Below are 22,385 nucleotides of genomic sequence, written 5' to 3' on the forward strand. Positions count from 1 at the left end.
CGGGCCGCGGCGATCGACGCCGAGCGGGCCGCCGGCCGGAGCGTGGGGCCGCTCGCCGGCGTGCCCTTCGCGGTCAAGAACCTGTTCGACGTCGCCGGCCTGCCGACCCGCGCCGGCTCCAGGATCAACCGCGAGCGGGCGCCGGCCACCCGCGACGGCGCCCTGGTCCGGCGGCTCGAGGCGGCCGGCGCGGTGCTGGTCGGCGCCCTCAACATGGGGGAATACGCCTACGACTTCACCGGCGAGAACGCCCATGACGGCCCCTCGCGCAACCCGCACGACCGCACGCGGATGACCGGCGGGTCGTCGGGCGGGTCCGGCGGAGCGGTGGCGGCCGGCATGGTGCCTCTCGCGCTCGGTTCGGACACCAACGGGTCGATCCGGGTGCCCTCGGCCTTCTGCGGCACCTTCGGGCTCAAGCCCACCTTCGGCCGGCTGTCGCGGGCGGGCTCCTTTCCGTTCGTCGGCAGCTTCGATCATCTGGGACCGCTCGCGCGCTCGGTCGCCGACCTGGCGCTGTCCTACGACGCGATGCAGGGCACCGATCCCGACGATCCCTGGCAGGCGCCGCGCGCGATCGAGCCCATTGCGGATGCGCTCGCGCAGGGCGCCACGTCCTTGCGGATCGCGGTCGCCGGCGGATACTTCGCCCGCGGCGGCGAGGCGGATTGCTTCACGGCGGTGAGGCTCGCCGCCGAGGCTTCGGGCGCCTCCCGCACCGTCGAGATCCCGGAAGCGGCGCGCGCTCGGGCCGCCGCCTTCATCATCACGGCGGCGGAAGCCGCCGGTCTGCATCTCGACCGCCTGCGGGAGCGGCCGGGCGACTACGACCCGGCGGTGCGCGACCGGCTGATCGCCGGCACGACGATCCCCGCCGCCTGGGTCCACCGGGCCCAGCGCTTCCGCAGCTGGTACCGGGAGCGGGTGCTGGCGCTCTTCGACGACGTCGACGTGATCCTCGCCCCCTGCACGCCGTGCCGGGCGCTCCGGATCGGCCAGGCGACGATGGAGCTCGACGGCGTCACCGTCCCCGCGCGGCCGAATATCGGCGTGTTCACCCAGCCGATCTCGTTCATCGGCCTGCCGGTCGTCGCGGTGCCGGTGCGGGTCGGAGGCGGATTGCCCCTCGCCGTGCAGGTGATCGCGGCACCGTGGCGGGAGGACCTGGCCTTGCGGGTCGCCGGGGCGATCGAGGCGGCGGGGGTGGCGGCGGCGCCGGTGGCGGGGTGAGGCCGCGTGCCTCGCAACAGCACCGACCCCTCGAACAACTCCGACCTCTCGAAGTCGAGCACGTCCCCCCTCTCCCGTGTGGGAGAGGGGTCGGGGGTGAGGGTGACACCGTCCTTATTCGAGCACTCAACGTCGTGCTGATAGCTCGACGCTTCGTGCCAGACTCAGAACCGTAGCACCCTCGCGCGATCTTCGATCGCCCCTACCCCTCTCCCGCACCTTGCAGCGATACCGGGCAAGGATCTCTGGCAAGCCCGGCATCGCCTGGAGAGGGGATCCCGCGACTTCTCGTCCAGGCCATGATCGGCCCACTCGAAAACTGCGTGAGGAAACTCCATGGATATCGACATCCCCGACGTCAAAGCCGAGGTCGAGGCGGCCTTCGCGGCGTACGAAACCGCTCTCGTTACCAACGACGTGCCGACCCTCGAGGCTCTGTTCTGGGACGATCCCCGCACGATCCGGTACGGCATCGGAGAGAACCTCTACGGCATGGACGCGATCCGGGCGTTTCGGCGGGCGCGCTCGCCGGTCGGGGTCGAGCGGCGCATCGACGAGACCGTCATCACCACCTTCGGGCGCGACTTCGCCACCGCCTCGACGCTGTTCTGGCGCGAGGCGCATCCCGGCAAGGTCGGGCGCCAGATGCAGTCCTGGGCCCGCCTCCCCGAGGGCTGGCGCGTGGTCGCGGCGCATGTGAGCCTGATCGACGAGGTGTCGGCGTGAGCGAGTTTCCCCTCACCGTCGCCCAGTACCGCGAGGCCTACGCCTCGGGAGCCCTCACGCCGATAGAGGCCGTGCGCGAGGTCTACCGGCGCATCGCGGCGCTCGCCGATCCGGCGGTCTTCCTCACCCTGCGGCCGGAGGCCGAGGTGGCGGCAGAGGCCCGGGACCTGCCGGCGGGCCCGCTCCACGGCATCCCGGTCGCCGTCAAGGACAACATCGACGTCGCGGGCCTCCCCACGACCTGCGCCTGCCCGGATTACGCGCGGCCCGCGGCGCAGGACGCCGGGGTGGTGACGCGGCTCCGGCAGGCCGGGGCGCTGATCATCGGCAAGACCAATCTCGACCAGTTCGCCACCGGCCTCGTCGGCATGCGCTCGCCCTACGGCGTGCCGCGCAACACCCTCGACCCGGCGCTCGTGCCCGGCGGATCGTCCTCGGGCTCCGCGGTGGCGGTGGCGGCGGGGTTGGTGCCGCTGGCGCTCGGCACCGACACCGCCGGCTCCGGCCGGGTGCCGGCGGGGCTCAACAACATCGTCGGGCTCAAGCCCACGCTCGGGGCGCTCTCCACGCGCGGCGTGGTGCCGGCCTGCCGCACCCTCGATTGCGTGTCGATCTTCGCGCTGACCGCGGCGGACGCCTTCGAGGGCGTGTCGGCCCTTGCCGGGTTCGACGCCGCCGACCCGTTCTCGCGCGCCGTTCCGGTCGGGCGGCCGGGGCCGGGGCCGGGGCCGCGGCGCATCGGCGTGCCGGATGCGCAGAGCCGGCGATTTGCCGGCGACGCGATGTCGGAGGCCGCCTTCGATGCCGGCCTCGGCGATCTCGCGGCGCTCGGCGCGACCCTGGTGCCGGTCGATCTGACCCCGTTCTTCGCCGCCGCCGCGCTCCTCTACGACGGTCCGTGGGTGGCCGAGCGCTGGGAGGCGATCCGGGACGTCATCGCCGCGACCCCCGAGGCGCTGCACCCGGTCACCCGCGCCATCACGGAACGTGCGACCGCCTTCTCGGCCGCCGACGCCTTCGCGGGCCGCTACCGGCTGGCGGAACTGCGCCGCGCCACCGAGCCGGTCTGGCAAGGCATCGATGCGCTCTGCGTGCCGACCTTCCCGCGGCCGCAGACCGTCGCGGCGCTGGAGGCCGACCCGATCGGCCCCAACGCCGAGCTCGGCACCTACACCAACTTCGTCAACCTGCTCGATCTCTGCGCCCTGGCGATCCCGAGCCGTCCCCGCGCCGATGGCTGGCCGGCCGGTCTCACCCTGATCGCACCGGCGGGCCGCGACGCGGCGCTGATCTCCCTCGGCGACGCCCTCCACCGCGCCGGCGGTTGCTCGATGGGCTCGACCGGCGTCGCGCCGCCGCAGGCCCCCGAGCCGGACGCGCCGCGGGCGGCGGACGACGAGATCGAGCTGGCCGTGGTCGGCGCGCATCTCTCCGGCTTGCCCCTCAACGGCGAGCTGACCGCGCTCGGTGGGCGGCTCCTGCGGGCGGTCGCGACCACGCCCGATTACCGTCTCTTCGCCCTGCCGGGCGCGGGCCCGCGTCGTCCCGGCCTGATCCGGGTGACCGACGGCGCCGGTATGGCGATCGCCACCGAGGTCTGGGCTCTCACGCCCGAGGCCTTCGGGCGCTTCGTCGCGGCGATCCCCGCCCCCCTCGGCATCGGCACTCTGCGGCTGTCCGACGGCACCACGCCGAAGGGATTCCTCTGCGAGCCGCAGGGCGTGCGCGACGCCGAGGACGTCTCCGCTCACGGGGGATGGCGGGCCTATCTGGCTGCGGGGCAGGCTCGCGCGCGGATCTGACGACGGCAGGCTGCAACACGGAGAGGCCCGCGTGCGGCCCCGGGTGAGCCGGGCACGCGGGATTTGGGCAAGATTACCCGGCGCGGCATCGCCAGGTAGTCGAGCATCGCCAAGCCTGATTCGATCGCACCCGCCATCCACCCGTTCGCGATGGACGGCGCGCCGACATCCACGAGGTCTTCCCGCTCCGGCAGGCCAGCGTCATCACCCTCCACACGATCGAGCGGACTGCTTGACCGCTCTTCGTGCCGGCTCACGCACCCCGCTCTCGCGTTGCGAGAGCCCTTATCTCACGGACGCGACGGGCCTTCAGAGACGAACGGCGGCAAGCCGTCGCGGAACGTAGCGGCCGGTGCCGATGGCGTCGTCCTGGAGCGAACGATCCCGCAGCGCCATCCGGCCGCGCACGACCGTGTGGAGCACGCGCCCCCCGGAACCGCCGCCCCTCGTAGATCGAGTCGCCGGCGCTCGAGCGAACGTCCGCGCGCGTGAGGGTCCACTCGGCGTCGAGGTCGACGAGGGCGAAATCGGCGTCGAGACCCGGCGCGATCGCGCCCTTGCGATGGGCAAGCCCCATGATCTGCGCCGGACGGGTCGAGACGAGATCGACCACGCGGGCGAGGTCGAGACCGCGGGCATGATAGCCTTCGGTCAGCAGGACCGGCAGCAGGGTCTCGAGGCCGGGGCAGCCCGGCGCGGCGGACCAGATGCCACCCGCTCTGGCGTCGAGGCCGCGATGGACGTGGTCGGTCGCCACCGTATCGATGAAGCCCGACAGGATGCCGGCCCACAGGGCTTCGCGGTCGGCCGCCGCGCGCAAGGGCGGGTTGATCTTGGCCGTATCGCTCCCGCCGGTCTCGCCGCCGTCCCAGTCGACGTCATGGGTCAGGTAGTGCGGGCAGGTCTCGAGGAAGAGCTGCGCGCCCGCCTCGCGTTGGCGCAGGCCCGCAGCCAGGGCCTCGCCCGAGGAGGTGTGCACGACGTAGAGCGGCGCCCCGGCCGTGCGGGCGATGAAACCCGCCCGCTGCACCGCATCGGCCTCGACGAAGGGCGGCCGGCTGGCGTTCCAGGTCGCGAGCCCCCCGGTGCCGTCCGGGTCCGCCGCCTTGGCGCGCTCGCGGGTGACCCAGGCGAGCTCGATCGTCTCGGGATGCGGGCAGACCATGCCGCCGGCTCGCGCCGCCGCCTCGCACAGGCGCAGGAGGAAGCCGTCGTCGATGTCCGGCAAGCCGAGGCGGGCGCCCTCCCCGCCCCGGTTGTTCATGAAGATCTTGAAGGTCGGCGCGCCGTGCTCCCGGGCGCAGGCCTCGACCTCCGCGAGCTGCGTCTCGGTCGAGATGATCGGGTGATAGCCGAAATCGATCCGTGATCCGGCCTCGGTGACCCCGATCACCTCCGGCAGCACGCTCGCGAAGGGATCGCTCGTCATCAGGTAGGGGATGAAGCAGGTGATCCCGCCGGCGACCGCCGCCGCGCTCTCCCGGGCGGCATCCTCCGGCACGCGCGGCCGGGCGATATCGCGGCCGTGGCCGAGATGGAGATGGACGTCGATGGCACCGGGCAGGACGACGAGGCCGCGCGCGTCGAGCGTGGTTGCGGCCGAGGCGGGCGCGCCGGGCGCGAGGATCGCACTGATCCGGCCGTCACGGACGGCGATGTCGCATGCCGTGCGCCCGCGCCCGGGAAGGACGGCGTCGCCGCCGCGGATGAGGAGGTCGTGGTCCATGCTCATGCGTCGCTCCGGGCGGAGGGGGAGAGGGCCAGGGTGAGGGCGTCGAGGCGCGGGGCCTCGGCGAGTGCGTCGATGGCGGCCTCCAGGGACGCGGCCTCCTCCGGTGCGAGGCCGCGGGCGGCGTTGCGGCGGAATTTCTCCCGGACCGCATCGTCGCCGGCAGGCCGTCCGGCATTGCCGTAGACGTCGTCGACCCGGATCTCGTGCCGGAGGCCGTCGCGCGTCTCGGCGACGATCTCGGCCTCGAAGACCTCCGGAAACCGGGCGCCCGCGAGCGGCTCCCAGGCGGTGCGGCGGGCGAGCGCCAGGACGGGTCCGCTCGCCGGCGCCTCGAAGGTCGCGAGGTCGACCCGGCCCTCGACGAGGCGGGCCGCCACCGCGACCGGCAGGCTCCAGCGTGCGGCGTGCCCGCTGGCGGGATTCTGCTTGGCCCCCCAGGGCTCGCAGATGATCGGCGCCGCGCCCGCAGGCACCCGGCAGGTCAGCGCGGCGACGGCCGCCGCCTTCGGCATCGTGGCACAAAGCGGCGGCGGGCAGGGCGGGGCCGGTGGGGATGCCGAGAACGGCGACAAGAAGTCGGCAGGAGGCAGCGGCGTCGCCGGCGGACGCGGCGGGTCGGTCGGCATCACCAACAGGGCCGACATCAAGACCGCTGGCGGCGGTGCCATCGTCGCTCAGAGATCGGTGGCTTCGGCGGCAGCGGCGGTGCCATCGCCATCACCAACAGCGGCAGGCTGACGATCGGCTCGGCGACCGCTGCGGCCTGCGAGGGCGGCACCACTCCCCCATGCAATCCGGCGGGCATGGCCGGCATCGCCGCGCAGTCGGTCGGCGGCGGCGCCGGCGGCTTCGCGAGGGCGACCTCCACGACGGCCTTCGGCGGCTCGGCGCGTGCCGTGGGCGGCAGCGGCGGAGCGGGCGGCTCGGGCAGCAAGATCACCGTCCTCAACAGCGGCTCGATCGGCACCGGGGAGATCAACTCGGCCGGCATCCTGGCCCAGTCGATCGGCGGCGGCGGCACCGCCGTCGCGGTCGGCTGGGTGAAGTTGGGCGGCGGCGAGAGCGGGTCCGATGCGAGACCGGTCTGGCTGAGCAGCAACGCCCCGATCACCACCTACGGCCACCACTCACCCGGCATCATCGCCCAGAGCGTCGGCGGCGGCGGCATCGTCCTGAGTGGAGGATCGGGCGTATGGGGTACCACCTTCGTCCGTGGTACCGGGCATGGCGGCGACGTCACCGTCTCCGTCAATGCGCCGATCACCACCTATGGCGGCTGGTCTGATGGCGTCATCGCTCAATCCGTCCACGGCGGCGGCATCGTGTTCGATGGCGCCAACAGAGTCGTGCAAGGCGCAGGGGGCGGGCCGGGTGGGTGAACGTCTCTGTCAATGCCTCCATCCAGACCTACGGTACCGGCTCGACAGGAATCATCTCGCACTCGACCACCGACCCCATCATCACTATCGTCCCGGGGGTTTCCGGCACCGGCGGCCCGGGCGGGTCGGCGCTGCGGCTCGACAGCCCGGTCAACCAGATCACCAATGCCGGCCACCTCACGACGAGGGACGGCGCGGCGGGGCAGACCGTCCGCACGCTCTCGGGCGATACGACCTTCACCAACAAGGGCGTGCTGACCGGATCGGTGACGCTGGCCCAGGGCGGCGCCAACACCCTGCGCAACCTGGCCGAGGGCACCATCGACGCCGGCACGTCGCTCGACCTGGGCGGCGGCACGCCGCACAATGCCGGCCTGCTGGGCAATGGCGGCGCGCTGGGCAAGACCGTCATCACCGGATCGCTGATCCAGTCCGACACGGCCTCGCTCCGGATCCGACTCGACCAGAAGACGGGGGCCGCCGACAGCTTCGCGGTCACCGGCACCGGCAAGCTCGCCGGTCAATTACGGCCGACGATCCTCGACCTCACGACGATCAAGCCCGGCACGGTCGTCAGGACGATCCTGACCGCGGCCGAGACCCTCGACGTCTCGGGGCTGCGGATCGGCAGCAGCGCGATCCTGGGCCACGTCTTGGGCGCCCGCGACGGCAAGCTGTCGTTCGCCACCACCATCGACTTCGCCCCCCAGGCGCTGTCGCGGAGCGGCCGGGTCATCGGCCAGGTGATCGCCAACGCCTAAAATGCCGGCCAGGGCCATTTCCGGGACATGCTGCCCAGGCTGGTGGGCCTCGTCCAGCACGGCGATCTCGATCAGGCCTATTATAACCTGAGCGGCGCCGGGACCTCCGCGGTCTCGACCGTGGGCACGCAGATGTCGAACGCCTTCATGACCTCGCTCGTCCGCCAGCCCGGCGGCAGCGACAGGAGCCAGACCTGGAACCTGTGGGGCCGGGATCTCGGCGGGCTCAGCCAGACCTCGACCCGGGGCGTCGGCATGGGGACACTCTCGACGCGTCTCGGCGGGCAGGCTCTGGGCATCGATGCCCGGCCGGACAAGGACACGCTCGCCGGGCTCGCCGTCAGCGTCGGCTCGACCAGCTTCTCGACCAGCAACTGGGTGAACGGACGCAGCGACGTCTATCAGTTCGGCCTCTACGGCGTGAAGCGCGTCGAGGCGGCCTATCTCGCCGGGGCCTTGTCCTTCGGCAGTCACGACACCGTGCTCGACCGCATGCTGCCGCTGACCGGCACGCGCTACTCTTCGCGGTTCCGCGGCTGGCATCACGGCGCGCGGCTGGAGACCGGATACCGTCTGGAGACGGAGGTCGCCGGCCTCGCGCCCTATGGCGCGTTGCAGGTGCAGGACTTCCGGACGCCCGCCTCCACGGAGACCGCAGCCGGCCCGCAACTCTCGGCGGCCGGGCTCCGGTTCGACCGGCGCTCGACCTGGGACACGCGGTTCGAACTCGGCGCGGCGCGCGACCGGACCTTCACGCTCGACGGCAACCGGGACCTGACGCTCCGCGCCAGCGCGGCCTGGCTGCATCGGGCCTCGTCCAACCCGGACGTGGTCGCGGGCTTCCAGGCGGCGAAGGCGGACCGCTTCAGCCTCGACGCGACGGCCCCCGTGTCCGATCTGGCGCTGCTGTCGGCCGATCTCGGGCTGAACCTGACGCCCAACCTCTTCGTCGGCGTCAGGGTCGAGAGCGAGTTGGCGGACCGGTCGCACGTCTTCAGCGGCACCGGCCGGGTGAACTATCGCTGGTGAGCCTTTCGTTCGGGCAAAAGCGGGACCGTGGTTCACATCGAGGTGAACGGGTCTCTTGCCTCGATGCGGCCGGCCGATGCCGGGCTTTCTCCGAGACGCCTGCGAACCTCCCCTCGCCCGGCGCAACCGGCGGCCTGGCGGAGACGCAGGCCAAACCGGCCTCTCTTGCGGTCCTGACACGTCAGCGCCGACTGCCCTCCCCCGCACGGGGCATAGGGGCGAACTGGTCCCTGGAATGCCGCACGCTGGGAGCTCCCAGGGTATCTCGGTGCACCCATCGCGCATCGCAGCAGCGAAGCCCCGAAAGGCTCCGCTGCTGGCGTCCAAGTCGATCAGCGTAGCAGCTGCAACATGTCCCGGCTGGCCTGGCTCGCCAGGGACAGCGAGGACACCGCGAGTGACTATCGGGTCAAGGCCCGCGAGTTCACCGCCTCCTCGTTCACATCAGCGTTCGTGAGGATGATCAACCGGCGGGTCAGCGCCAAGCCCGAGCCGGCACGCGACGTGCCCCAGATCATTGAGCGCTGGTCCTCCGTCCCGACAGGGCCTCCCCGCCCCTTGGCTTGATCCGGCGCGGGAGCCTCCTTCAATCCACGACCTCGAGGTCGTTCACATTCACGTCGCCATCCTGCGTGGTAAAGCTCGGTACCTGGCCGTTCGACTGGGAGACGCCGCTGATGCGGTGGTCGCCGCTATCGTAGGTAATCAGCTTGCCGTCGGTCTCGACGAGGAGTCGCTGCTTGTCGGGGAAGAACGCGTAGCGCATGCCGTTCTGGCCACCGCTGCTCGACGGCTGGCCCAGCTCCTGCGGCCACCAGGGCTCCGAGCCCTTCATCGGCTCCATCGGCTTCATGGGTTCCATCGGCTTCATCGGTTCCATTGCGCTCGGTCCTCTGGCTGGATGTCTGAAGCCAACGCTACGCTCGAAGCGCCGGAAGGTTTCCCGAAAAACCAGGGGCTCGAACTCTGGCGTCGAGCTTGTCGTTCGAGGACGGCGAGATAGGCGCCGGGATCACTGCGGAGCGGCGATTTGCGGACCTGCGCTTTTTCAACCAGCCGATCAGGGGCGGCCACTTCGCCGCAATGGAGAACCCGGCTGCGTTCGTCGACGACGTACGAGCAACCGTCAGCCCCATCCCGTCAGCGCGCCTCCCCAAAATAGGTGGATCCGGCACCGTCGATCGCTCCGCCGGTTCGGGTTCCAGTCGGAAGGCCCGGCTTGCCGGGCCGTCTTGCGAGCAGCCGCCATCACCAGGACATGACGAGGGTTCGTCAGCCCGTTGACGGTGCAGGATTGCAGCCTCTGCCCAGTGCGCGTGACGAAGGCATCGTCCGCAGGCGATGCCACGGGAACTCTCGGCTATTCGGCCGCGGACCGGACCGGCAGCCGCCAATTCGGTCGGACGAAGTGGCAGGTATAGCCGTTGGGATGGCGCTCCAGATAATCCTGATGCTCCGGCTCGGCCTCCCAAAACGGTCCGGCGGGTGCCAGCTCGGTGACCACCCGCCCAGGCCAGAGGCCGGAGGCCTCGACGTCGGCGATGGTCTCCTCCGCTACGCGGCGCTGCTCGTCGTCGACGTAGAAGACGGCAGAGCGATAGCTCAGGCCACGGTCGTTGCCCTGGCGGTTCGGGGTCGTTGGATCATGAATCTGGAAGAAGAACTCGAGGATCCGGCGGAAGCTCGTACGCGCCGGATCGTAGGTGATTTCGATGGCCTCCGCGTGGGTGCCGTGATTGCGGTAGGTCGCGTTCGCTACGTCGCCGCCGGTATAACCTACTCGGGTCGCGACAACCCCTTCCTGACGGCGGACAAGGGCCTGCATGCCCCAGAAACACCCGCCCGCCAGCACCGCTCTTTCGTAGGCCATCGTACTCTCCTCGTGCAGACCGGCCCCCATCGTTCCAGATAGATAGGCAGCGGGGCCAGCGATCCGAGGCCTTGCGCGGATCATGAGGCTGCCCATGCCACCCCCACTCATGTGTGGGATGGAGCTTCGCCGGGCGAAATCGGGATCTCAGCTCGGACATGACCAGCGGACCAAATGCCAGCCGCCTCCGCGCACTGGTCGGCGTCCAGGATCGCGCTACCTCACGAGGGCCGATGCTCATCGTGAAGCATGTCATGCTGGAATGGGACGCGGTCTTGATCCAACCTCTTTCAACCGGCGATGCCTTGTTCGCGCCAGCCGTGGCGCGGAACAGAGAGCCGATCCTCGACGTCCTGCACCGTCTGCTCCCGGCGTCCGGCTTGGTTCTGGAGGTGGCCAGTGGGTCGGGCGAGCACATCATTCACTTTGCGTCCGCGTTACCTCGCCTGCGCTGGCAACCGACCGATGCTGATCCAAGAGCACTGAGGAGTATCGCGGCACACGCACATGACACCGGCTTGGACAATGTCCTTGCTCCGCAATCCCTCGATGCCCGCGCGCAGCCTTGGCCGGTGGCGCGCGCCGATGCGGTGCTGGCAATCAACATGACCCATATCGCGCCGTGGTCGGCAACGGTGGGGTTGATGGCGGGAGCCGGCGGCATCCTTCCTGAAGGTGGCCTGCTCTACCTGTACGGCCCGTTCAGGGTCGCGGGAGCCCACACGGCTCCCAGCAACGCGACCTTTGATGCGGACCTGCGTGCTCGCGACCCCGCGTGGGGCGTGCGGGATGTCGAAGCGATTTCTGAAGCTGGCCTGGCTCAGGGCTTGAGCCTCGTCGAGGGTATTCCGATGCCGGCCAACAATTTCAGCTTGGTCTACCGGAGAGGCCGCTACCGCAATCCTTGAGACTCTGCCGTGCGCCGCCGACCCTGCCGCTGGCGATTTCCTTTAAACGGAAGCGCCTATATTGAAGCGGAGGTTGCAAGCGTCTCCGCTACGCACCCAGCCTTCCGCCACCTACATCCAGCTCTGTCAGGCGCATCGCGCTACCAATCCTCGGACGGTCTGCCGGGGCCGCGTCACCAAGCGATCCTGGTCGGCCTCGGTCGCGAGCTCGAATCAGCCGCAGCGATCGCAACTTCGCCGGTTGCGCCGTCGATCGACTTTAGACCCATGCGCTCTACCTGTAGTATGTTGTTGCAGGCCTGCAGCGGAAATTTGAAAAAGCCTACGACTACTGCAGAAAATTATACCGATTGATGCAACGCTTGTGCGTCCTTCATTGTCCAGCTATCACGACGATAGTCGTAAGAGAACATCAGTGGCTACCAGAAACACTCCGCAACGCGACGCCGTCGCGACCAAGGCGCGCATCCTAGATGCTGCGACATCCGAATTTGCCCACAAGGGGTTTGACGGGGCGAGAGTACAGTCGATTGCAGCAAAAGCGAAAGTTAATATAAATCTTGTTTATCACTATTTTCAAGATAAAGAAAATCTTTTTGTCGTAGTAATGGAGGCGGCGTATAGTATCGTAAGGTCTCACCATGGAGATCTCGAGCTGAGAAACCTCCCTCCCGACGAGGCGATGCGCAGGCTTATCATCGCAACTTTTCGAATGGCAATCGAATTTCCAGAAATTATTGGACTTCTAACCGCCGAGAACATGCAGCTTGGGCGCCACGTTCGGGGCTCAAGCCTGATATCCAGTCTGTACGATACGCTTCTGGATTTCATTAAAGATACGCTTGATCGCGGTAGCGCCGGTGGCATGTTTCGCGGCGACGTAGATCCGACGCAATTATTTATATCGATCAATGCCGAAGGATATTTCTATCTTTCAAATCGATATACATTGGGAGCAATTTTGCGAAGAGACCTCGATTCAAAGGAAAATCTTGCCGAAAGGGAAAATTTTATTTGTGATGTTATCATGGGATATCTTCGTCCTATCTAGTAAGTAGATGTGATTTTCAGGTCTTTATCTGATTCGGCATTCTGCTTATACATAAAATCATTGCTCGGCACTGATGCTCGAGACGCTGGCCTTCGCCGCTTAGTGCCTGCGGCGGCATGACGCAGATCGATCGCGATGTCTGCTCCATTCGGCGATTGACCGCATGGCCGAGAGAGCTAAGTAATTACTTAATTAAATAGGAGGAAACGATGAGCGCGACCCTGCACGCGGACCGCCTTCCGTCGACGATTAAGGACGAGGACGCGCTGGAGGAGCTGCTGTCGAGGCCGACCGCCTGGCTCCCAGCTCTTCTGGAAAAGACACCGGGTGACATTATGGTCCTGGGCGTCGGCGGCAAGGTCGGGCCGACCCTGGCACGCATGGCCAAGCGAGCGGCTCCGGAGAAGCGCGTCATAGGCGTCGCCCGCTTTTCAGAGCCAGGATTGCGCGAGAGGCTCGAGAGCTGGGGCATCGATGCCATCAGCTGCGACCTGCTGGACCGCGACTCCGTCGCCGCGCTGCCCGACGTCCCCAATATCGTCTACATGGCTGGCAAGAAATTCGGCACCGATGAGGATCCGAGCTTTAGCTGGGCCATGAACACCCATGTCCCGGCGCTGGTGGCCGAGCGCTTCCGGTCATCCCGTATTGTCGCCTTCTCAACCCTGTGCGTGTATCCGTTCGCGCCCATCGTCGGCGGCGGCTGGGACGAGACCGTCGAGCCGGGACCGACAGGCGACTACGCCACGAGTTGTGCGGGGCGCGAGCGCATTTTCTCGTTCTTCTCTCGCCGACACGGCACGCCGGGGCGGCTGATCCGGCTGAACTACGCGATCGACATGCGCTACGGCGTGCTCCACGACATCGCGACCTGGGTTCGCGATGGAACACCCATCCCGATCGCCACGGCCTACGCCTCGGTGATCTGGCAAGGCGACAGCAACGCGCAGATCCTGGGGGCCCTGGCGCATTGCACGACACCGACGACGCCTTTGAACGTCGGCGGCCCGGAGCATATGAGCGTCCGCCTCGTCGCGAATGAATTCGGCCGCCGGCTCGGCCGCGATCCGGTCTTCAGCGGCGAGGAAGCGCAGACCGGGTGGTACAACACCACCCTGGCCGCGCAGCGTCTCTACGGCTACCCGACCGTGTCGCTGGCGCAGATGATCGACTGGGTGGCGGACTGGATCGCCCGCGACATGCCCTCCCACCACAAGCCGACGCATTACGAGGAGCGCGCCGGGCAGTTCTGAGGTCGACATCACGCGCTTACGCCGCGCGCGGCGTCCAGAGTTCGGAGCCATCCCATGACGGATACGCACGCCACCACGACCGGGGGCCTGATGGCCTTTTGGGCCAGCATCGATCCCGATTACGTGCTCCGGTACCAGCAATGGCACAATTGCGAGCACATCATCGAGCGCGTCTCCATACCGGGGTTTCGCGAGGGGCGCCGGTATCGCGTCATCGGCGACTCGCCGCAATTCCTGATGTTCTACGAGACCGACGGGCCGGCGGTCCTTGGCTCGGAGGCTTACCTCGCGGCCTTGAACGCCCCCACGGACTGGACGCGGGAGGCACTCCGGCATTTCCGCGATCCGGTGAGGAATGTCTACACGACCATCGCCGAGGTCGGCCTCGCAAGCGCTTTCGCCTCGCCCTACATTACGGCATTGCAGTTCGATCTCGCGCCGGGCGATGAAGACCTTTACGCCGACGACTGGATTGCAGCCGCGTGCCGCATCCGCGGCGTGACTCGCGTCCGGTTGTTTCGCTCGAACGCCGCGATTGCCAACATCACGACTTCGGAGCGCGCGATCTATGGCGGTGGCCCCGGATCGCAGACCCATCTCGTGTTCATCGAGCACGATCGTCCGCCAGACGCCGTCCACGATCCAGTCGCGGCGGGCGACGAGGGTCTCGCGCGGCCGGCCCCACGTCACCATGAGACCCGCGGACATTACTGGCTAGAGATGGCGCACCGGGCGCCGGCTGTACGCGAAGGAGGGGCGGCATGAAGCTCGTCAGATACGGTGAGGATGGCCGAGAAATCCCGGGCATCATCGACACCGAGGGTCGAATCCGCAGCCTGCTCGGCGTCGTCGACGAGATCGACGGCCGCGCTCTCTCGCCGGCGGGCCTCGACCGCCTGCGCGAGCTCGACCTGTCGCTCCTGCCCTTCGCTCCCACCGGCGCCCGGCTCGGGCCGTGCGTGGGCCGCGTCGGCAAGCTGATCGGCATCGGCCTGAACTATTCTGATCATGCCGAGGAATCCGGCCTGCCGGTCCCCACGGAGCCGATCGTGTTCATGAAGGCGACGAGTGCGATCTCGGGGCCCTACGATCCCGTGCGCCTGCCCGCCAGGGCGACAAAGGCCGACTGGGAAGTCGAACTCGCTTTTGTGATCGGCACGCGCGCCAAGAATGTCGCAGAGGCGCAGGCATTGGATCACGTCGCCGGCTACCTCATCGTCAACGATGTCTCGGAGCGAGCGTGGCAGACCGAACGTCAGGGCCAGTGGACCAAGGGCAAGAGCCACGACAGCTTCGCGCCCATGGGTCCTTGGCTGGTGACGCGCGAGGATGTTCCCGATCCCGGCGCTCTGGCCATGACCCTCGATGTCAATGGCGTGCGCCGCCAGACAGGATCGACGCGCACGATGATCTTCGGGGTCGCCACGCTGGTGAGCTACCTGAGTTCCTTCATGACGCTCCACCCCGGCGACGTCGTCACGACCGGCACCCCGCCGGGCGTCGGTCTGGGAATGAAGCCGCCCGTCTACCTGAAGCCTGGCGACGTGATGCACCTCACGATCGAGGGGCTCGGCGACCAGCAGCAGGAGGTGATCGTCGACGACGACGCGTAAGCGGCGCCGATCGGTGATTGGGGGCGTGTTGAATTATACTAACCGGGAAGATCAATCTATTTTCTCGATCTATATCGCCATTGCGTTTTAAATATTGATCATCCAAGCGTATATATTGCTCCTCGACTCGAATTTTGCACTTGACGCGCCAATCGTGATGCAAAGTCGAAATCAACGACAAAAGAGGAGGATCGCACCATGGATACCGGACACGGGGTGCTCGTGGAGGCGCCATCGGCGCGCTCGACTATGTTTTCTTGGTTCGGAGGCATGACGAAGGGCGAACGACGAACATTCTGGGGATCGTTCGGCGGCTTCGGCCTCGATGCAATGGACATCGTTCTCTACAGCTTCGCGATTCCCACGCTGATGACGCTCTGGAGCATGTCGCGCTCCGAAGCAGGGACGATCGCGACGACCACGCTGCTTGTCTCGGCCCTCGGCGGTTGGCTCGGAGGCATCCTGTCGGACCGCTTCGGTCGGCTCGTGACCCTGCAGGTCACGATTGTCTGGTTCTCCGTCTTCACGGCCCTGTGTGGACTCACCAACTCCTTCGAATCCTTGCTCGTCGTGCGGGCGCTGCAGGGGCTTGGCTTCGGTGCCGAGTGGGCTGTCGGCGCCGCGTTGATCGGCGAGATGGTCAGGCCGCAGCACCGCGGCAAGGCCCTCGGCTTCGTCCAGAGCGCCTACGCCGTCGGATGGGGAGCGGCCGTCCTCGTCTACACCATCTGCTTCCAACTCCTGCCGGAGCATCTGGCTTGGCGAGCTCTCTTCTTCGTCGGGTTCCTGCCGGCGGGCTTCGTCCTCTACCTGCGCAAATACGTTCCCGCGGATACGCCCTCCCCCACCGCCCGCACGGCCCATGGGACGCGCCATGGCGAGCGCTTCGCAGCGATCTTCGCCCCCGACCTGCTTCGTACGACGATCTTCGCCTCGCTGCTCTCGACCGGCGTGCAGGGCGGGTACTACGCCGTCATCACGTGGCTGCCTACCTACCTTCAGACCGAGCGCCACCTGTCCGTACTCAATTCCTCGGGCTACCTCGCCGTCGTGATCGGTGCAGCCTGGCTCGGTTATGCCGCCGGGGCCTATTGCACCGACCTGATCGGGCGCCGCCCCACTTTCGTGCTCTTCTCGGTCTGCACGATCATTGCGACCATCAGCTACACGGTTCTGCCGATTGGCAATACATGGACGTTGCTTCTTGGATTTCCTCTGGGGTTCTTCAGCTCCGGGACCTATAGCGGCCTCGGCGCCTATTTCACGGAACTGTTTCCGACCCGCGTACGGGGATCTGGAATGGGATTCTCCTACAACTTCGGACGGGCGGTCGGAGCGACCTTTCCATTCATCGTCGGGCAACTGAGCACGCATATCTCCCTCGCGATGGCGATCGGCATCTTCACGACCTCGGCTTACGCCATCGTCTTTCTCTGCACCTGCATCCTGCCGGAAACCAACGGCAAAGCCCTCGAAGAGGCATGATACCAACGGTCGTTGAAAAGGAAGTTTGGTTCCGTTCTGAAGTTTCCGCCAAGCCCAGGGTTCCGGACTGCTGGGCTTGGCGTCAACCATTGAAGAATGGTCGACGGCCTGATGCGTGAGCTTTCGAGGCCGTTGGTATGAAGCGCATCCGTTCGACGTGACATCGTGGTCGTACGAGGTCTGTCATCGCTGCGTCAGCCTGACAGGCCGACGGGAATCGGCCAGCCGCGGCAGATGCAACGGCAATCACATGATCCAGATTGAGACTTGGAAGAGCATCGCGCGCGGTTCGAGGCCCATCACGATCGTCGATGGGCCGGCGCAGCGCCGATCGGGGGGAAAGTCGATGAGCTATCAGATCACGCTGCCGCGCATCATCCGTATCGGCCGGGGCGCCCTCGGCGAGACGGCGGACATCTTGAGCAACTTGCGACTGTCGAAGCCGCTGATTGTCACGGATGCGACTATGGTGAGAAACGGGACTGCCGATCGCCTCCAAGCCGCCCTCGCCTCCGCGCACATCGAGTCGGCGGTCTTCTCCGACACGATCCCGGAACCCGATACCCGAACGGTCGCCGCCGTTTTGGCCGCGGTCGAAGCGGGCCGTTTCGACTGCTTGATCGGCCTTGGCGGCGGCAGCCCGATCGATACCGCTAAAGCGGTCGCCGTCCTCTGCGTCCAGGGTCGCGCGATGCGCGACTACAAGGCTCCCCACCAGGAAAACGGCCCCGCGCTTCCGATTATCGGCATCCCTACGACGGCGGGCACCGGGTCTGAGGTCACGCGGTTCACCGTCGTGACCGACAACGACAACTGCGAGAAGATGCTGTGCGCTGGATTGTCGTTTCTTCCCGTTGCCGCGATCGTCGATTACGAGCTGACACTCAGCAAACCTCCGCGGTTGACCGCCGATACCGGGATCGATGCCCTGACGCATGCGATCGAGGCCTATGTCTCGCGTCGCGCCAACGCCTTCTCGGACGGCTTTGCACTGGCGGCGATACGGAACATCGCTCCACATCTGCGGCGCGCCTATGTCGACGGAGCCGACCTTAGCGCCCGAGAAGCCTTGATGCTGGGCGCGACGCAGGCCGGGATCGCGTTTTCGAACAGTTCTGTCGCTCTCGTTCACGGAATGAGCCGGCCGATCGGCGCGCACTTTCACGTCCCGCACGGACTGTCCAATGCCATGCTCCTGCCTGCGATTACCGCCTACAGCATTCCGGGTGCCGAGGCGCGGTATGCCGATTGTGCCCGTGCGATGGGGCTCGCCGCCGGCCTGGACGATGATGCGGCAGCCCGAGCCCTCGTAGCCGAATTGCGTGCTCTAAACGCCGATCTTGCCGTCCCGACCCCGAAAGCCTACGGCGTCGACCCGGCAACCTGGACGACCCTGCTCCCTACGATGGCTCAGCAGGCCCTCGCCTCAGGATCGCCGTCGAACAATCCAATCATACCAGACGTCAAAGCGATCATGGCTCTTTATAGAGAGGCTTGGTGCGCTTGAGTATTATGATCTGTTGAATTTAATAGACAGCAATGTGGAGGCAAGGCGGAGGACGCCTTTCGAACACGTTGTATGACACCCCTAAGTATCTCCTCGCCGGCTGCCCTACCCTGGTCATCGGCAAGGCACATCACAGGCGAAGCACTGCCCGCACGGCGCTCAATTTCATCATCTTCACCATCCGATTATTGAGTGCGCCCGCTGCCCTTTTAGCTAAGTCAAATATTGGAAATCCGTGCCATGCAGATATCGATCGGCAACATGGAGCCCCGCTCGATGTCGAACTTTTTCGCGACCAGAAAGCCGTTTTGATTTTGTGTTATGCGGTTTTTCCTTATCACGTCGATCGCCTATGCGGCGGGTGATCGGGAGGTCGCGACTTGGTCGCTCCTAGATGGCATTCCCGCAGGCTACGTCTGTGCGGAGTTTTGCGTCGCCTGCCTTATTCAGGGGGGAACGAAGAAGTGAATCCTGTTCCCGGCTATCCGTGGCTACCTCCGCCGACAACCCGCCTGACGCGACGCCCGAAGCCGAGCCATGTGAGTCTCGAAACGCATTGGATGGAGGCGGCAATGGCCGTGCCGGCCCCTCTACCCCATGCCATCCATATCGGAGACAGTTCGAAGGTCCGCATGGGATAGCGGTGCTGCTCCACGAGGGCGGAAGCTGTCGCGCTGGGCTCAGGGTGCCCCAGGACCGAAGGGGCGACGCAGCAACCGCCCAGCTGCTGGAAGCCCATCGAACGCGCTGTACGATGCTCCTGGCGCATCAGCGCTGACTGCCCTTCCCTTCGCGGGGTATAGGGGCGAAATGACCGCTCGGATGCTGCTTGGTGGGTGCCCTCGACACCCCGGTGTGCCCTGATCCTCCCTCGGTTTCGCGGACACCTTTGATACGCTCGTTTCGGGCGGGGAAGGTGTTTGATGGCGAAGACACGACGCGAGTTCACCCCCGAATTCAAACGCGAGGCGGGGGCCCTGCTCGAGAGCAGCGGCCGGTCGCGGATGCAGGTCGCCGCCGAACTCGGGATCCAGCCCTCCCTGCTGCGCCAGTGGCGAACCGTGCTGATGGAGGGCTCGCCGCTAAAGCGACCCGCAGGCTTGCCGGACCCCGCTCCTACGAGCCCGGTTGCCTCGCCGTCCGATCAGGCAGCTGAGATCGCCCGCCTGCGCCGCGAACTCGACCGGACGCGCATGGAGCGCGACGTGCTAAAAAAAGCGATCGGCATCTTCGCGCAGATGCCCAAGTGACGTTCGCCTTCATCGAGCAGCATGCCACCACCTGGCCGGTGCGTCTCATGTGCCGCGTGCTCGGAGTGTCCCCCAGCGCGGATGACAGCTGGCGATCACGTCCCGAGAGCGCTCGTTCGGCGTCCACGCTCTCGAAGGTGTGGGCACGAGCGGTGAGCCCTTGCTGCGCGCGGTAGGTAGCCTCGTACCAGATGGCCTCTGCCCGTCGCTGTGCCTCCCGCAGATCGTCGGTGTCGAGGGAGCGCTCGAGCTGCCCTTGTCCGCGGATGCTGAAGCGCATCTGCCACTTGGTGCTGCCCTCGCGCTGGAACAGTCGGAAGCGGTCGTCGGGGACGTTGCCAAGGGGTCTCAAAGGGGCGGCCCTGTCGGGTTGCTGCGGTGCAGACGAGTGCGACAGGAGTGCGCTAGAGTGCTGTCTGACCCCCCAGAAAACCGTTACGGGATCAGGGCAATTTCTTGGGCTGCACTAGGAGATCTTGCCATTCCGGCGCAAGGGCACGGCAATGAAAAACCCCGCTAACTGCTTAGCGGGGTTGAAAAACTTTGGTAGCGGAGGAGGGATTTGAACCCCCGACACAAGGATTATGATTCCTCTGCTCTGACCAACTGAGCTACTCCGCCCCGCTGCGGCCGGTCCGTGTGCGCCGCTGCGATGGCCGCGGTATAGGGGGAGGCCGGCGGGGCTGTCAAGGAACCGTCGCAGGCCTTTTTGCGCCGCGCCATCCTGGGCGCGGCGCGCGGGGATCAGAGGGTATCGCCCAGGATCTCGGCGACCTGGGGGATGTCCTTGTCGCCGCGGCCCGAGAGGTTGACGACCATCAGGTGGTCGCGCGGCAGGCTCGGGGCGAGCTCGGCGACCTTGGCGAGGGCGTGGGCGGGCTCGAGGGCCGGGATGATGCCCTCCATCAGCGAGCAGAGCCGGAAGGCCTCCAGGGTCTCGGTATCGGTCGCCGACAGGTAGGTGACGCGGCCCATCTCGTGCAGCCAGGCATGCTCGGGGCCGATGCCCGGGTAATCGAGGCCGGCCGAGATCGAGTGCGCGTCGGCGATCTGGCCGTCGCCGTCCATCAGCAGGTAGGTGCGGTTGCCGTGCAGCACGCCGGGCTTGCCGCCGGTGAGGGACGCCGCGTGCAGGCCGCTCGAAACGCCGTGGCCGGCGGCCTCGACGCCGTAGATCGCGACCTCGCGGTCGTCGAGGAAGGGGTGGAACAGCCCCATGGCGTTCGAGCCGCCGCCGATGCAGGCGACGAGCGAATCCGGCAGGCGGCCTTCCATCTCCAGCATCTGCGCCTTGGTCTCGGTGCCGATGATCGACTGGAAGTCGCGCACCATCGCCGGGTAGGGATGCGGCCCCGCCACCGTGCCGATGCAGTAGAAGGTGTCGGCGACGTTGGTGACCCAGTCGCGCAGGGCCTCGTTCATCGCGTCCTTGAGGGTGCGGGTACCGGATTCGACCGGCACCACCTCGGCGCCGAGCATCTTCATCCGGAAGACGTTCGGCTTCTGCCGCTCGACGTCGACCGCGCCCATGTAGACGACGCATTTGAGGCCGAAGCGGGCGCAGAGGGTCGCGGTGGCGACGCCGTGCTGGCCGGCTCCCGTCTCGGCGATGATCCGCGGCTTGCCCATGCGCCGGGCAAGCAGGATCTGGCCCAGCACGTTGTTGACCTTGTGCGAGCCGGTGTGGTTCAGCTCCTCGCGCTTGAAGTAGATCTTGGCGCCGCCGAGGTGCTCGGACAGTCGCTCGGCGAAGTAGAGCGGGCTCGGCCGGCCGACATAGTGGGTGAGGTAGCCGTTCATCTCGGCCTGGAAGGCCGGGTCGGCCTTGGCGGCGGCGTAGGCCTGCTCCAGGGCGAGGATGTTCGGCATCAGGGTCTCGGCGACGAAACGGCCGCCGAAGATGCCGAAGCGGCCGCGCTCGTCGGGGCCGGTGCGGAACGAGTTCGGATTCTGGGGAGCGGTCACGGCGGGAGCTCTGCCTCTGGACGGGATCGTGAAAAAAATGTGTCGGCGGGGCTTACGCCCTTCGCGCCGCAGGGGCAATTTCCGGCGCGGTCGCACCCCCGGCGGCACGGGCGGCGGACCCGTCCGCGCCCGCGGCGGCTCTGGCGGCCGCCACGAAGGCGGCGATGCGGGCCGGGTCCTTGCGGCCGGGCGCGGTCTCGACCCCCGACGACACGTCGACGGCGCGAGCGGCCGTCATTGCCACGGCGTCGGCCACCGTCTCGGGCGTCAGGCCGCCCGACAGCATGAACGGGTCGGTCCGGCCGGCCCCGGCGAGCAGCGACCAGTCGAAGGCGTGGCCGTTGCCCCCGGGCAGGACCGCGCCGGGCGCGGGCTTGGCATCGAAGAGCAGCCGGTCGGCGACGCCCCGGTAGCGGGCGGCGCGGGCGAGATCGTCGGCGGTGGCGATGCCGAGCGCCTTCATCACGGGCAACCCGGTGCGGGCGCGCAGGACCGCCACCCGCTCGGGGCTCTCGCTGCCGTGGAGCTGGAGCCAGTCAGGGCGGAACGCCGCCACCACCGCCGCGACGAGGGCGTCGTCGGGATCGACCAGCAGCACCACCCGCTCGGTCCGGCCGAGGGCCTGGCGCGACAGGGCGCCGCCGTGGTCGAGGTCGACGTGGCGCGGGCTCCGGGGAAAATGGACGAGGCCGATCTGGTCGGCCCCGGCGGCGATGGCGGCCTCGAGCGTCTCGGGCGTACCGAGACCACAGATCTTGACGAGGAAGGGTGCGGGCGACATGCGCCGTTTATAGAGCGTCGGATGCCGGATCGCACGGGTTTCG

Annotated in this window: 20 protein-coding genes, 1 tRNA gene and 1 pseudogene; 15 read left to right on the forward strand and 7 right to left on the reverse strand. The window is 67.4% G+C overall.

Translation table 11 applies throughout. The features are described from left to right. From QR78_RS13375 to atzF, 3 genes are all read left to right on the forward strand, one after another. A partial coding sequence (locus QR78_RS13375) for an AtzE family amidohydrolase (protein WP_048428025.1) occupies positions 1–1,230 on the forward strand: 1,230 nt, incomplete at its 5' end. Between the two features lie 336 nt (positions 1,231–1,566). Beyond that, positions 1,567–1,956, forward strand: coding sequence for an oxalurate catabolism protein HpxZ (gene hpxZ / locus QR78_RS13380; protein WP_048428095.1), 390 nt, complete (start codon positions 1,567–1,569; stop codon positions 1,954–1,956). Further along, positions 1,953–3,758, forward strand: coding sequence for an allophanate hydrolase (gene atzF / locus QR78_RS13385; RefSeq protein WP_089504297.1), 1,806 nt, complete (start codon positions 1,953–1,955; stop codon positions 3,756–3,758). Before hpxZ ends, atzF begins: the two co-directional genes overlap by 4 nt. A gap of 253 nt (positions 3,759–4,011) precedes the next feature. Here the strand turns inward: atzF and QR78_RS13390 are convergent, their stop codons facing one another. Next, a complete protein-coding gene (locus QR78_RS13390) occupies positions 4,012–5,490 on the reverse strand; it encodes a dihydroorotase (RefSeq protein WP_202972801.1) in 1,479 nt (492 codons plus the stop codon). Then, positions 5,487–6,002, reverse strand: coding sequence for an MmgE/PrpD family protein (locus QR78_RS13395; RefSeq protein ID WP_244278477.1), 516 nt, complete (start codon positions 6,000–6,002; stop codon positions 5,487–5,489). The genes QR78_RS13390 and QR78_RS13395 overlap by 4 nt, the downstream gene beginning before the upstream one ends. 291 nt (positions 6,003–6,293) lie before the next feature. Here QR78_RS13395 and QR78_RS13400 point away from each other — a divergent pair, with 291 nt between their 5' ends. Genes QR78_RS13400 through QR78_RS13410 form a run of 3 tightly spaced genes read left to right on the forward strand, consistent with a single transcriptional unit; the run spans position 6,294 to position 8,659 of the window. Then, a complete protein-coding gene (locus QR78_RS13400) occupies positions 6,294–6,869 on the forward strand; it encodes a hypothetical protein (RefSeq protein WP_048428027.1) in 576 nt (191 codons plus the stop codon). Continuing rightward, entirely contained in the window at positions 6,866–7,630 is a 765-nt protein-coding gene (locus QR78_RS13405) for a hypothetical protein (protein ID WP_048428028.1), read from the forward strand. The genes QR78_RS13400 and QR78_RS13405 overlap by 4 nt, the downstream gene beginning before the upstream one ends. A gap of 27 nt (positions 7,631–7,657) precedes the next feature. After that, positions 7,658–8,659 (forward strand): autotransporter outer membrane beta-barrel domain-containing protein, encoded by a 1,002-nt coding sequence (locus tag QR78_RS13410; RefSeq protein ID WP_082171669.1) that lies wholly within the window; start codon positions 7,658–7,660, stop codon positions 8,657–8,659. A gap of 586 nt (positions 8,660–9,245) precedes the next feature. On the opposite strand, the gene QR78_RS13420 is transcribed toward QR78_RS13410, so the two are convergent. After that, positions 9,246–9,539: a hypothetical protein gene (locus QR78_RS13420; RefSeq protein ID WP_048428031.1), complete on the reverse strand. Its 294-nt coding sequence runs from the start codon at positions 9,537–9,539 to the stop codon at positions 9,246–9,248. Positions 9,540–10,019: 480 nt separating this feature from the next. After that, the gene (gene msrA / locus QR78_RS13425; RefSeq protein ID WP_048428032.1) at positions 10,020–10,529 is read right to left on the reverse strand and encodes a peptide-methionine (S)-S-oxide reductase MsrA; all 510 of its coding nucleotides are present in this window, start codon (positions 10,527–10,529) and stop codon (positions 10,020–10,022) included. Between the two features lie 254 nt (positions 10,530–10,783). Here msrA and QR78_RS13430 point away from each other — a divergent pair, with 254 nt between their 5' ends. From QR78_RS13430 to QR78_RS13460, 9 genes and pseudogenes are all read left to right on the forward strand, one after another. Next, positions 10,784–11,437, forward strand: coding sequence for a DUF938 domain-containing protein (locus QR78_RS13430; protein ID WP_048428097.1), 654 nt, complete (start codon positions 10,784–10,786; stop codon positions 11,435–11,437). Between the two features lie 415 nt (positions 11,438–11,852). After that, positions 11,853–12,488 (forward strand): TetR family transcriptional regulator, encoded by a 636-nt coding sequence (locus QR78_RS32765; RefSeq protein WP_158004040.1) that lies wholly within the window; start codon positions 11,853–11,855, stop codon positions 12,486–12,488. Positions 12,489–12,697: 209 nt separating this feature from the next. Next, entirely contained in the window at positions 12,698–13,741 is a 1,044-nt protein-coding gene (locus tag QR78_RS13435; protein WP_048428033.1) for an NAD-dependent epimerase/dehydratase family protein, read from the forward strand. A gap of 54 nt (positions 13,742–13,795) precedes the next feature. Beyond that, a complete protein-coding gene (locus QR78_RS31930) occupies positions 13,796–14,506 on the forward strand; it encodes a hypothetical protein (protein ID WP_053220908.1) in 711 nt (236 codons plus the stop codon). Further along, positions 14,503–15,354, forward strand: coding sequence for a fumarylacetoacetate hydrolase family protein (locus tag QR78_RS13445; RefSeq protein ID WP_048428034.1), 852 nt, complete (start codon positions 14,503–14,505; stop codon positions 15,352–15,354). Before QR78_RS31930 ends, QR78_RS13445 begins: the two co-directional genes overlap by 4 nt. 198 nt (positions 15,355–15,552) lie before the next feature. Further along, a complete protein-coding gene (locus tag QR78_RS13450; protein ID WP_048428035.1) occupies positions 15,553–16,839 on the forward strand; it encodes an MFS transporter in 1,287 nt (428 codons plus the stop codon). 346 nt (positions 16,840–17,185) lie between these two features. Then, positions 17,186–18,346 (forward strand): iron-containing alcohol dehydrogenase, encoded by a 1,161-nt coding sequence (locus tag QR78_RS13455; RefSeq protein ID WP_048428099.1) that lies wholly within the window; start codon positions 17,186–17,188, stop codon positions 18,344–18,346. Positions 18,347–18,414: 68 nt separating this feature from the next. Continuing rightward, complete coding sequence (locus QR78_RS34095) at positions 18,415–18,711, forward strand: hypothetical protein (RefSeq protein WP_125901000.1); 297 nt, start codon at positions 18,415–18,417, stop codon at positions 18,709–18,711. 558 nt (positions 18,712–19,269) lie between these two features. Next, a pseudogene (locus tag QR78_RS13460) lies at positions 19,270–19,721 on the forward strand (transposase); the annotation flags it as partial. 419 nt (positions 19,722–20,140) lie between these two features. Here QR78_RS13460 and QR78_RS13465 read toward each other — a convergent pair. The 3 genes from QR78_RS13465 to QR78_RS13475 all read right to left on the reverse strand — a co-directional run bounded on the left by QR78_RS13465 (position 20,141) and on the right by QR78_RS13475 (position 22,342). After that, positions 20,141–20,217 (reverse strand) — tRNA-Met (locus QR78_RS13465). A gap of 123 nt (positions 20,218–20,340) precedes the next feature. Next, positions 20,341–21,561 carry a tryptophan synthase subunit beta gene (gene trpB, locus QR78_RS13470; RefSeq protein WP_048428037.1) on the reverse strand — a complete coding sequence of 407 codons (1,221 nt, stop codon included), beginning with the start codon at positions 21,559–21,561 and terminating at the stop codon, positions 20,341–20,343. Between the two features lie 52 nt (positions 21,562–21,613). Further along, entirely contained in the window at positions 21,614–22,342 is a 729-nt protein-coding gene (locus tag QR78_RS13475) for a phosphoribosylanthranilate isomerase (RefSeq protein WP_048428038.1), read from the reverse strand. Between the last annotated feature and the right edge of the window lie 43 nt (positions 22,343–22,385).

Source organism: Methylobacterium indicum, from assembly GCF_001043895.1.
In the GTDB taxonomy this organism is placed as follows: Bacteria; Pseudomonadota; Alphaproteobacteria; order Rhizobiales; family Beijerinckiaceae; genus Methylobacterium; species Methylobacterium indicum.

Bases quoted from the DNA above. Each gene is read 5' to 3' on its own strand.
- QR78_RS13400 (WP_048428027.1), top strand. From the start codon at position 6,294: ATGGCCGGCATCGCCGCGCAGTCGGTCGGCGGCGGCGCCGGCGGCTTC.
- QR78_RS13450 (WP_048428035.1), top strand. From the start codon at position 15,553: ATGGATACCGGACACGGGGTGCTCGTGGAGGCGCCATCGGCGCGCTCG.
- QR78_RS13455 (WP_048428099.1), top strand. From the start codon at position 17,186: ATGAGCTATCAGATCACGCTGCCGCGCATCATCCGTATCGGCCGGGGC.
- QR78_RS13410 (WP_082171669.1), top strand. From the start codon at position 7,658: ATGCTGCCCAGGCTGGTGGGCCTCGTCCAGCACGGCGATCTCGATCAG.
- QR78_RS13390 (WP_202972801.1), bottom strand. From the start codon at position 5,490: ATGAGCATGGACCACGACCTCCTCATCCGCGGCGGCGACGCCGTCCTT.
- QR78_RS13475 (WP_048428038.1), bottom strand. From the start codon at position 22,342: ATGTCGCCCGCACCCTTCCTCGTCAAGATCTGTGGTCTCGGTACGCCC.
- QR78_RS31930 (WP_053220908.1), top strand. From the start codon at position 13,796: ATGACGGATACGCACGCCACCACGACCGGGGGCCTGATGGCCTTTTGG.
- msrA (WP_048428032.1), bottom strand. From the start codon at position 10,529: ATGGCCTACGAAAGAGCGGTGCTGGCGGGCGGGTGTTTCTGGGGCATG.
- QR78_RS13435 (WP_048428033.1), top strand. From the start codon at position 12,698: ATGAGCGCGACCCTGCACGCGGACCGCCTTCCGTCGACGATTAAGGAC.
- QR78_RS13430 (WP_048428097.1), top strand. From the start codon at position 10,784: ATGCTGGAATGGGACGCGGTCTTGATCCAACCTCTTTCAACCGGCGAT.
- QR78_RS13395 (WP_244278477.1), bottom strand. From the start codon at position 6,002: ATGCCGAAGGCGGCGGCCGTCGCCGCGCTGACCTGCCGGGTGCCTGCG.
- QR78_RS13420 (WP_048428031.1), bottom strand. From the start codon at position 9,539: ATGGAACCGATGAAGCCGATGGAACCCATGAAGCCGATGGAGCCGATG.
- hpxZ (WP_048428095.1), top strand. From the start codon at position 1,567: ATGGATATCGACATCCCCGACGTCAAAGCCGAGGTCGAGGCGGCCTTC.
- QR78_RS13445 (WP_048428034.1), top strand. From the start codon at position 14,503: ATGAAGCTCGTCAGATACGGTGAGGATGGCCGAGAAATCCCGGGCATC.